This window comes from Xanthomonas bonasiae, assembly GCF_017163705.1.
GTDB classification, from domain to species: Bacteria; Pseudomonadota; Gammaproteobacteria; order Xanthomonadales; family Xanthomonadaceae; genus Xanthomonas_A; species Xanthomonas_A bonasiae.
The window spans coordinates 1-9,119 of the sequence record NZ_JAFIWB010000052.1 but is presented as its reverse complement, the minus strand read 5'-3'; the positions used below and the strand labels follow the sequence as shown (position 1 = coordinate 9,119).

General features: G+C 71.8%; 11 protein-coding genes. 1 reads left to right on the top strand and 10 read right to left on the bottom strand.

The features are described 5' to 3' along the window. Positions 1–152: 152 nt before the first annotated feature. The 10 genes from JR064_RS22745 to gspG all read right to left on the bottom strand — a co-directional run bounded on the left by JR064_RS22745 (position 153) and on the right by gspG (position 8,835). Positions 153–986: a glycosyltransferase family 2 protein gene (locus JR064_RS22745; RefSeq protein ID WP_206231228.1), complete on the bottom strand. Its 834-nt coding sequence runs from the start codon at positions 984–986 to the stop codon at positions 153–155. Positions 987–992: 6 nt separating this feature from the next. Continuing rightward, a complete protein-coding gene (gspD, locus tag JR064_RS22740; RefSeq protein WP_206231227.1) occupies positions 993–3,281 on the bottom strand; it encodes a type II secretion system secretin GspD in 2,289 nt (762 codons plus the stop codon). 11 nt (positions 3,282–3,292) lie between these two features. After that, positions 3,293–4,078, bottom strand: coding sequence for a type II secretion system protein XpsN (gene xpsN, locus JR064_RS22735; RefSeq protein WP_206231226.1), 786 nt, complete (start codon positions 4,076–4,078; stop codon positions 3,293–3,295). Beyond that, the gene (gspM, locus tag JR064_RS22730; RefSeq protein WP_206231225.1) at positions 4,068–4,853 is read right to left on the bottom strand and encodes a type II secretion system protein GspM; all 786 of its coding nucleotides are present in this window, start codon (positions 4,851–4,853) and stop codon (positions 4,068–4,070) included. Before gspM ends, xpsN begins: the two co-directional genes overlap by 11 nt. Beyond that, complete coding sequence (locus JR064_RS22725; RefSeq protein ID WP_179568507.1) at positions 4,834–5,958, bottom strand: PilN domain-containing protein; 1,125 nt, start codon at positions 5,956–5,958, stop codon at positions 4,834–4,836. Before JR064_RS22725 ends, gspM begins: the two co-directional genes overlap by 20 nt. After that, a complete protein-coding gene (locus JR064_RS22720) occupies positions 5,955–6,815 on the bottom strand; it encodes a type II secretion system minor pseudopilin (RefSeq protein ID WP_191825450.1) in 861 nt (286 codons plus the stop codon). The genes JR064_RS22725 and JR064_RS22720 overlap by 4 nt, the downstream gene beginning before the upstream one ends. Then, positions 6,812–7,462, bottom strand: coding sequence for a type II secretion system protein J (locus tag JR064_RS22715; protein WP_191825449.1), 651 nt, complete (start codon positions 7,460–7,462; stop codon positions 6,812–6,814). The genes JR064_RS22720 and JR064_RS22715 overlap by 4 nt, the downstream gene beginning before the upstream one ends. Next, positions 7,459–7,875, bottom strand: a complete 417-nt coding sequence (xpsI, locus tag JR064_RS22710) for a type II secretion system protein XpsI (RefSeq protein ID WP_179568513.1) — start codon at positions 7,873–7,875, stop codon at positions 7,459–7,461. Before xpsI ends, JR064_RS22715 begins: the two co-directional genes overlap by 4 nt. After that, a complete protein-coding gene (gene xpsH / locus JR064_RS22705; protein WP_241093251.1) occupies positions 7,872–8,321 on the bottom strand; it encodes a type II secretion system protein XpsH in 450 nt (149 codons plus the stop codon). The genes xpsI and xpsH overlap by 4 nt, the downstream gene beginning before the upstream one ends. A 79-nt stretch (positions 8,322–8,400) precedes the next feature. Further along, a complete protein-coding gene (gspG, locus tag JR064_RS22700; protein WP_179568521.1) occupies positions 8,401–8,835 on the bottom strand; it encodes a type II secretion system major pseudopilin GspG in 435 nt (144 codons plus the stop codon). Between gspG and JR064_RS22695 the strand changes: the two genes are divergently transcribed. Continuing rightward, the coding region (locus JR064_RS22695; protein ID WP_206231229.1) for a hypothetical protein at positions 8,753–9,119 on the top strand (367 nt) is incomplete at its 3' end. The genes gspG and JR064_RS22695 overlap by 83 nt on opposite strands.

The window sequence follows — 9,119 nt, the reverse complement described above, 5'->3', positions numbered from 1 at the left end:
TGATCATCGCAAGGCCTCGGCTGTCTTCTCAGACCATATGATGCCAAAGCAGGCAGGTTTTTAGAGGTGCCCTGAAGTCGCTCCCACAACACTCCGCCGACTGACAACACTCCGCAGATTGGCCGATTGCAGATGCCCGCGTCGAAAACGCGCTAGATGTCGAACAACGCGCGCTGCGGGTCCGGCGGCGGCAGCTCGGCGTACAGGCGTTGCAGCTCCTCGCGGCGCGCGCGCAGCGGATCGTGCATCAGGAAGCCGGCCAGGCGCGCGTGCCAGGCCGGCCAGCGCGTGGCCAGCGCATCCATGTCGCCGTCGGCGGCGCGGCCTTCGCCGCTGCGCGCCACGTAGGCTGTTTCGCACAGCACGTTGCGCCAGCCGAGTCCGGCCATGCGCAACGACAGGTCGATCAGCGCCGCGTACCAGGAACCGTAACTGCTCGCGTCCAGGCCGCCGGCGCGCTGCCGCGCCGCGCCGCGCAGGGCCACCGCGTGGCACACCGCCGACGGCAGTTCCGGATGCTCCGGCGGCAGCGCCGCGCAGGCGCGGGCCAGGCGTTCGCCATCGTCGGGCAGCGGATTGATCTCGCCCAGCCGCGGCCAGGCGCAGGCTTCGCCGGCATTGCTCCACGGCGTGGCGCTGGCGATGGCCGCATCGCGCGCCAGGCACGCGCCCAGGTGCTGCAGCCAGCCGGGCAGCGGCTGCGCGTCCGCGGCCAGCACCACCACGTCGGCGGCGCCGCAAGCGCGCAGCATCTCGTCCAGATGCGCGACCTCGCCGAGCATGCGCGGACGCCGGGTGTAGTCCGCCTGCAGGCGGGTATGCGCCAGCCAGGCCTCGACCACGCGCTGCCCGCGCGGCCCGGCCTGCGCGTCGTCGGCCAGCCACACCCGGGTACCGGCCGGGGTATGCGCCTCCAGCGCGCCCAGGCATGCGTCCAGCGCGGCGTCGTCGACGCCGACCGGCAGCAGCACGATGGGCAGGGTCACCTGCGCTTACTTCTTGCCCGAAGCCGGCAGCGGCTGCATCACTTTGAACTTTTGCCCGTATTCGTCGGTGAGATTGCGCGCTTCCTGCGGGTTGCGCACGATGGTCGGGGTCAGCAGCACGATTACTTCGTTGCGGGTCTTGTCCTGCGTCTTCTGACCGAACAATGCTCCGACCACCGGCAGTTTGCTCAGGATCGGCACCCCGTTGCTGCCATCGCTGGTTCTGTCGCTGATCAGGCCGGCGAGCATGATGGTGTCGCCGCTCTGCACCGCCGCCTCGGTCTTGACCCGGCGCGTGTTGATGTCAACGTTGCAGGCCGAGCTGTTGGTCACGGTGGCGGTGCCCGAGGTGCACGCCGCCGGCCGCGTACTCGGCGTGCTGACTTCCTGCACGATGTCCAGGAACACCATGCCGTCCTTGGTCACCCGCGGGCGCACCTTCAGGATCACGCCAGTGTCGAGGTACTGCACCGACGAATAGCTGGTGTCGGTGCCGATGCCAGTGTTGATCGAAGTCGAGTTGATCGGGATGCGCGTGCCCACGTTGAGCGTGGCCTCGGCGTTGTTGCGCACGAACACCGACGGGGTCTGCAACAGTTTGACGTCGGTGACCTGGTCCAGGGCGGTGATCACCGCGGCAGCGTTCTTGCCGAGGAAGGTCCAGCCGAGACCGGTGCTTGTGACCTTGCCGGCGATATCGCCCCAGATGCTGCGTCCCGCGGCGCTGGGCAGGCCTGCGCCGCCTCCGATACCGATGTTAGTTGCATCGCTGGCGGCGCTCACCGCCTGCTCGAAGTACCAGTTCACGCCGTACTGCAATTGGCCGGTCAGGCTGACCTCGGCCACCTGCGCCTCGATGTGCACCTGCATCGGCATCACGTCGAGCTTCTCGACCACGTCGCGAATCGAGCGCCACGACTGCGGCGTGGCGCGCACCAGCAAGGTGTTGGTCTCCTCCACCGCCGACACGCCGACCTTGTCGCCCTGCACTTCCAGGGTCACGCTGCCGTTGCCGGAGGTGCGCGGCGACAGCTGCAGGCTGCCGTTGCCCAGCCCGCCGCTGCTGCTGCCGGACGAGGAACCGCCGCTGCTCGAGGACAGGCTGTCGCTGCTGCCGTTGAGGCTGCTGCCGCCGCCCAGGCTGCCGTCGCTGCTGCCGTTGAGGCCGCTACCGCCCATCTGGCTCAGCTGCGTGCCCGGCATCAGCGAGGCGTTGGAATCGCTGCGGTTGCCGCCGGCGCCGAACACTTCGGCCAGGCGGTCGGCCAGGTCCTTGGCCTTGATGTATTTCAGTTCGTAGGAGAACAGCCGGCTGCCGCCGCCGGCGCTGTCGATCCGGTCCAGCCACTCCTGGATCTGGTCCAGATAGCGCGCCTGCGGGGTGATCACCAGCACCGCGTTGGCGTTCTCCAGCGGCATGAAGCGGAACATGCCGGCGCTGGGCGTCTTGCTGTTTTCGCCGAACACCTTTTCCAGGTCGGCGGCGACCTGCTCGGCCTTGCCCGACTGGATCGGGAACACGCCCACCGACATGCCCGACAGCCAGTCCACGTCGAAGATCTGCACCGTGCGCAGGTAGTTCTCCAGTTCCGCGCGGGTGCCGCCGAGGGTGATGACGTTGCGCGAGCCGTCGATGCCGACGATCGCGTTCGGCCGCGCGTACGGCTCCAGCACCTTCTTCATCTCGCTGGCGGAGATGAACTTCAACGGCACCACGCGCACCTCGAAGCCGCGCGCGCTGGCCGGCGAGGCGGTGCTCGGCGCCACCGTGCCGGCCAGGGCCTGGTCGGCGGGCACGATGTTGTAGCGGCCGCCGCTGTAGACCATGCGTGCGTTGTTCCAGCCCAGCACCATCTCCAGCAGGTTCAGCGCCTGCGCCGGCGACACCGGCTTGGGCGTGGCCAGGGTCACGGTGCCCTGCACGCCCGGCGCGATCACGTAGTTCTGCCCGAGCATGTCGCCGAGGATCGCCTTGACCACCGCGTGCACCGACTCGCCTTCGAAGTTGAAGGTGGCGCTGCCGCTGCTGGCGTTGGCCAGCGACGGCGCCGGCGCGGCGGCGGCGCTGGAATTGATCATGCTGCCGCTGCCGCGGCGGATCACCGGGGCGACGCGGTCCGGCACGTCGTTGGGATCGGCCGTGCCCGTGGTTCCGTCGGTCGTGGTGCTGGTGCTGCCGGCGGCGCCGACGTTGGGATTGATCGCGGCGCCGCGGCGGACGTCCGGCGAGGGCGTGGTGGCGCAGCCGGCCACCAGGCCGATCGCGAGGAACAGGGAAAACAAGCGCGGCGTCATGCGATCACTCTTCAAGGGTTCTGGCCGGGGGTGGTGCCGTTCTGGCGCTGCTGCTGCAACTGCCGGCGGCGGGCTTCGATACGTTCGCGGATGGCTTGCAACTGTTCCGACGACGGCGCCGGCGCGGCCGCCGGTGCGCTCGGTGCCGGCGTTGTCGACGTCCCGTTGGCGCCCGCCTGCGGCGTGGTGGCGACGGGATTGACGGGGGCGTTGTTGACCACAGGCGCAGCCGCGGGCGGTGGCGGCCCCGGCAACGGCGGCATGCCCGGCGGCCGCGCGCCCTGGCCGAGCGCGGTCGGCGGCTGCCCGCCCTTGCCGTCGAACACCTGCAGGTCCAGGGTCTGGGTGCCGCTGCCGCCGCTGACCACCGCGCGGCGCGGTTCCAGCGACAGCAACCGCCAGCCCTTCACCGGGTCGCGCCCTTCCTGCAGGCGCAGCGATTCGCCCTGCTCGGTGGTCAGCGTGGCCATCTTGAAGCTGTCGGTGAGCAGCACGCCGGTCAGGCGCACGCTCGGCGCGGCGCCCTGGCCGTTGTCGGCGCTGAGGAAGAACGGATGCGGCCGGCGGTCTTCGGCGAACACCGGACGCGCGGCGATCTCGGCGTAGCGCGAATAATCGCCGAGGCGCTCGCCCGACGCCGCCGGCAAGCTCGGCAGGCGCTGGGTCATGCCCGGATCGTCGGGCAGCGGCACGATGCGCTGGCCCAGGCCGGCCAGGCCCAGCGCCCAGATCAGCAGCCCCCACAGCGCCAGCGTCGCCAGCCACACGGTGCGCAGGCCGATCGCTTCAATTCGCATGCGCGCCCTCCACTTGCTGCGGCGGCTGCGGCGTGGCCGCATCGCGCATGGCCGGCGGCGCTTGCGCGGGCGCCGGTTCGCTCGGCCCGGGGCCGGCCGGCGTGCCGGCGTCCATCGCCGGCGCGCCGGGTGGCGGCGGCGGCGGCATGCCTGGCGGCATGCCCGCGGCGGCGGGCGGCGGCGGCATCGCGTTGGGGCGCAGATAGCCGGCCAGTTCGAAGGCCACGTCCAGGCCGTTGCCGCTCTCGCCCGGCGACAGCTGGTAGCGCTGCGCCATCACGTTGAGGTTGTCCACGAACAGCGCCGGGGTGCCGCTCTCCAGCGCGTGCAGCACCGCGGCCAGTTCCGGCGTGCCGCAGCGCAGCCGCACCTGCACCGCGACGCGGGTGAAGCGGTCGCGGCGGTTGTCGGCGGCGAGCGGCGAACGGTTGCTGATCGCACAGCTGCGGTTGCCGGGGCTGGCGGTGGCCACCGCGCTTTCCAGGCGCTGCACCAGCCCGGCCGAAGCCAGCTCGGCCGAGGTCTCGCGCAGGAAACCCGGGCGCGCGGCCAGGTCGCGTTGCGCCTGCTGCAGCCGCTGCGCCACCTGCGGCGCCTGCTGCAACTGCATGCGCACGCGCAGTTCGCGCTGGCGCAATTCCTGGATCTGCGCCTCGACCTCGCGCATCGGCACCGTCCACCACGGATGCACCAGCAGCAGATAGGCCAGCGCCAGCGCCGCCAGCAGCAGGCCCAGCGCCAGCCAGCGGTCGCGCTTATCGACCTGCACCGGCATTGGCGGCCTCCTTGCGCTTGGTCCCGGCCAGTTCGGCGGTGAGGGTGAAGCGGTCGCGGTGGCTGCCCGGATCGGCCTGCAGCACGCCGGTCAGCGATGGCGTGCGCCACAGCGGCGAGCCCTCCAGCCGGCCGACCAGCGAGGACGCCTCGCTGCTGAGGCCGATCAGCTGCAACTGGTCGCCCTCGACCGAGAATTTTTCCAGATAGGTGCCCTCGGGCAGGCGCTTGCTCAGTTCGTTCCAGATTTCCAGCGCGGTCGGGCGCTCGGCGCGCAGTTGGTCGAAGAAGGCCGCGCCTTCGACCAGATCGACCAGCTGCTGGCGCTGCGCGGCCACGCCGCGCGCGCGCTGCGCGCCGCTGTCCACTTGCGCGCGCAACTGCTCGAGCGCGTCGCGGCGGTTGTCCAGCAACTGCCAGCCGGCGGCGAACAGCGCCAGCAGCGCGGTGGCGGCGAGGATCGCGTTCCAGCGCCGCATCGGATCGGCGCGGCGATGGCGCTGCTCCGGCGGCAGCAGGTTCACGCCCAGCGGCGCGCCGTCGGCGCCAGCGACATCGACCCCGGCCAGAGTCGGGCGCAGCGCGCCGGCGCTGGCGTGCAGTTCGTCCAGCACGCGGCGCGGCGCCACCACCAGTTCGGCGTCCAGTTGCGCATCGTCGCGGCGCGCGCCAAGGCGCACGTCGTAGACCACCTGGTCGGCCTGGAACGGCGTCTGCCGGTCGATCTCGAACCGGACCACGTCGCGCAGGTGGTCGGCGGCCGCGGCCGGCAGGCGCAGCGTGCGCTGCAGCGCGGACTGCGCCGGCAGCAGCCAGACTCGCGGCAAGGCGGCCAGACGCGGGCCGAGCACGGCCTCCAGGTCGCTCGGCAGCAGCGGCCACGGCAACGCCAGCGGCGTGCCCAGTTCGGCATCGATCTGGCGCGCGACGTACAGCTGTTCGCCGTCGCGCCACAGCAGCAGCCGCGCCTGCGACCAGCCCAATTGCAGTTGCCAGCGCGGCGGCAGCCACGCCATCAGCGAACGCTGCCACCAGGCCAGCACGCCGCCGGCACCGGGCGCCATGCGCACGCCGAGCTTGTCCATCGTGTCCCGCCACGCAGTCATCGAACGGTCGATCCTTCTTCCCATCGCAGCACAGTGTAGGCGGAGCCCGGTAGCGCCGACGAGCCTGGGCGCACCACGGCGCGCAGCACCGCCGCGCGCCCCGCGGCCAGTTGCGCGCGGCTTTCGATGCTGTAGGTGCCGCCGCCCCCGCCCATCGCAGCGGCTTGCGCCGGGTCGTTGCGCTCGCGTTGCGCCAGCACCTGCTGCGCATCCAGGCCCAGCGCGGTCAGCACCGGCGCCGGCGCGAAATCCGGCGCCGGGCGCGAAATCCCGCTGTACAGGGTCAGGTTCGGCAGCAGCTTGGCGTACAGATCCGCATCCATGCCCAGCACCAGTTGCAGTTCGGCCAGGCTCTCGAACGGCGCGTCCTTGGCGCCGTACGGCAGCCCGGCGGCGGCATAGTCCGGGTCCTCGGCGCCGCCGTTGGGCTGGCTGAGGTTGTCCGGGTCGCGCCAGTCCACGATCGCCGCGGCGATGCGGTCGGCGCGCTGCGGATCGCCGCCGACCGCGCGCACCAGCGCCGCCAGCAGCGGCGCGTCGGCCAGGTTCAGATCGACCTTGCCGCTCTCGTCGGTGATCCGCAGGTCGATCGTGGCGTCTTCGTACTGCCAGCGGTAGCGGCGCCCGTCCGCGCGCCAGCCCGGCTGCGTCGGCGTGCCGGCGAGCCGGGTCAGCGCGTACTCCAGCCCGGCACGGGCGCGCTCCTGCGCCGCCGCGCCGTCGCCCAGCACCTTGCCCTGCAGGCCCTCGGTGCGCGCGGTCAGCGCGAACGCGCCGATCAGCGCGGTCAGCAGCGCGATCAGCCACAGCACCAGCACCAACGCCGCGCCGCGCGCCTGCCGAGGCGCCGCGCTCATTGCCGCGCCTCCGCGCCGCCGGCCTGGCGCAACGCCACCACCAGCGGCGGCCACACCATGCCGTCGTCGCTGCTCAGTTCGATCGACACCAGCAGCGGCAACTGGTCGGTCTTCTCCCAGCGCTCCTGCCAGGGACCGATGCTGCCGCGCTCCGGATCGATGCCGCGGTAGCGGAAGCGCACCTGGCGCAGACCCTCGGCCAGCGGCTCGGGCGCACGCGGCTTGTCCTCGGCGATCTGCTTGCCGGCCTGCACCTGCACCAGCGCGATCGCCAGGCGCTGCCGGCCGCCATCGCCGCTGACGCTGAGGTCGTGCACGTAGGGGCCGCCGCGGCCCAGGTAGTCAGGAAGATCGGCGACGAACTGCATGCGCTGCGGTTCGCCGACGAAGCGCACCGGCTGCAGGGTGCGGCTGTCGATGTCCAGCGCCAGCGCCTGCGCGCCGCTCAGGCGCCGGCGCAGGAACCCCTCGACCGCGCGCATGCGCTCGCTGCGCCCGGCGATGGTCTCGCCGCGGCCGCTGATCGCGGTGGCCGAGCGCAGCGTGGCGAACGCCAGGGTCAGCCCGCCGACCAGCAGCACCGTGGCCAGCAGCACCTCGATCAGGGTGAAGCCCCGCGCGGCGGCGCGGCGCGGTGCGCGCTTCACTGCGGCACCCCGTTGCCCTGCGCGCTGACCAGGCGCAGCGTCTTCCACTGCAGCGCCTGCGCCGGCGCATCGCCCCAGCGCACCTGCAGGTTCAGCTGCAGCAGCGTCGGCGCGCCCGGCGTCAGCGTCGTGTCCGGCGGGCGCCGCGCATCGACGTACGGCGCCACGTCCAGAGTCCAGCGGTAATGGCCCTGCTCGAAACTGCCCTGTTCGCGGCCGGGTTGCAGCGGCTGCTCCACGCCTTGCGCGGCCAGCAACGATTGCGCGTACAGCGTGGCGCGGCTGAGCTGGTCGGCACGCTGGACCTGGCGCGCGGCGCCGGACAGCGAGCCGAGCAGCAGGGTCAGCGCCAGCGCCAGCAGCGCGAACGCCACGATCACCTCGATCAGCGTGTAGCCGCGTTGCGCCTTCATGGCATGCCCTGCTGCGGCGGACGCCCGACCTTGACCTCGCCGGTCAGCCAGGCCACGTCGATGCGCCAGCTGGCCTTGCGGGTCAGCAATTCGATGCGCCCGCCGGTGGCGGCGCCGTCCTCGAAGAACTGGATCGCGCCTTCGTCTTCGTGCCGCTGCGCCTCGCGCGCGCCGCTGAAGCGGATCGCCAGCGACGGCGGGATCTCGCCATGGCGGCCGTTGGGCGCCTGCCAGCGGTGCGCCTGCGGATCGATCAGGAAGCGCTGCGGCTGCCCGGTGGCGATCGCCTGCGCCCGCGTGTAGCGCAGTTGCGCGGCGATCTCCTTGGCCGACGAGCGCAAGCGCATGCCGTCGATGCCGCCGGTCAGCACCGAGGCGGCCAGCATCGCGGCGATCGCGATCAGCCCCACCACCAGCAGCATCTCCAGCAGCGACACGCCGCGCATGCGCGCACGCGCCAGCGGTACGCACGCGTGCGCACCGCGCTGGGGAACGCCGGCAGGGGCGTGGATCACGGCGCCGGGATCACTCGTACTTGATGTCGGCGTCGTAGCTGCTGCCGCCGGGCTGGCCGTCCTTGCCCAGGCTGATCAGGTCGAACGGCTTGCCGTCGCCCGGCACCTTGTACTCGATCGGGTGGCCCCACGGATCGTTCAACTCGGCGGGCTTGGCATACGGGCCGAGCCAGCCGCTGACGCCGCCCGGCGCGGCGACCAGGTCGTCGAGCTTGGACGGCAGCTTGCCGGTGTCGAGCTGGTAGTTGTCGATCTTGCCGGCCATGGTCTGGATCTGCGACTTGGCCAGATTGGCCTTGCCGCGATCGGCACCGCCGAGCACGCGGCTGCCGACCAGGGTCAGCACCGCGCCGATCAGCACGATGACGATGATGATTTCCAGCAGGCTCATGCCCGACTGGCGCGCGGCGGAAGGGGAACGGGTCAGGGAACGGATATTTCGCATTGCATCGGATCCTTGCGGTGAAAAACCTTATGTAACCGAACGCGGTGACAAGGGTCGCCATCGGGTGCGGTGCGTGCAGCTGCGCTTCATGCGCGGAAACGGGTTTGGCGCGGCGGCGATCGACCCATGCCGCATTTCGCGCATGACGTGGCGCACAGATGACCTGGTCATGGCTGTCGCCAACGCTTGGACCGTGCGCGGCGCGACGGGTTCACGCCGCCATCCCTGGCGCGGCGCCACGTGCGCCGGAACCACCGGCCCGGCCATCCGTGGCCGGGCGTTCG